Source organism: Microbispora sp. KK1-11 (assembly GCF_006874435.1).
Classification (GTDB): domain Bacteria; phylum Actinomycetota; class Actinomycetes; order Streptosporangiales; family Streptosporangiaceae; genus Microbispora; species Microbispora catharanthi.
This window is the reverse complement of the sequence record NZ_VIRJ01000105.1, coordinates 1-910: the sequence shown is the minus strand read 5'-3', so window position 1 is coordinate 910 and position 910 is coordinate 1. Positions and strand designations below refer to the sequence as shown.

The following is a 910-nucleotide window of genomic DNA, read 5'->3' as shown; positions in this document are numbered from 1 at the left end:
CTCGCCCACCACACCGTCTTCGACACCCCCATCCTCCCCGGCACCGCCTACCTCGACCTCGCCCTCCACGCCGCCGACCACACCGGCCACACCACCATCGACGAACTCCTCCTCCACACCCCACTGGTCCTGCAGCCCGGCCGTACGGTCCGGGTCCAGGTGATCGTGAACAGCGCGGACGCCGATGGGGAGGCGACGCTCGACGTGTACTCCCGCCCGGAGGAAGAGCACGGTGAGTGGACCCGCCACGCCACCGCCGTACTCGTCAAGGACGACCTCCAGCCCGGATTCGACCTCACCTCCTGGCCTCCCGCCGACGCGACCCCCGTCGACGTGGAGAGCGTCTACGAGGCCCTGACCGACGCGGGGTTGCGGTACGGTCCGGCGTTCCGGGGGCTACGCGCCGCCTGGCGGCGCGGCGACGAACTGTTCGCCGAGGTCGCCCTCCCCGAGAAGGAACGGGCCGAAGTGGCGGATTTCGGCGTGCACCCCGCGCTCTTCGACGCGGCCGTCCACCTGCCCGCCTGGGCGGGGCTGGCCGAGGTGCCGGAAGGACAGAACCGGTTGCCGTTCGCCTGGAGCGGGGTCCGCCTGCACGCCACCGGCGCCACCGACCTGCGGGTGCGCGTCCGGCTGGGGGACGCCGGGTCGCTGTCGCTCCAGGCCGCCGACCCCACCGGTGCGCCGGTCGCCTCGATCGACACCCTGACTGCCAGGCTGGTCTCCGCCGAGCAGCTCGACGTCTCCGGATCGGCTCCGGAGAACAGCCTGTTCAGGGTGGAATGGTCACCGCTCGATCTCGTGCCGGCGGCGCGCGAGGCGTGGGCAGTCCTCGGTGATCACACGCTCTACGACGAACTACGCCAGACCGCCACCGCGACCTACTACGAGGACCTGACCGCCCTCACCG

1 protein-coding gene is annotated in these 910 nt (G+C 71.9%); it reads left to right on the top strand.

The genetic code is table 11. The features are described from left to right. Window positions 1-910: polyketide synthase dehydratase domain-containing protein (locus tag FLW16_RS42915; protein ID WP_185949865.1), on the top strand; the 910-nt coding region annotated here is incomplete at both ends.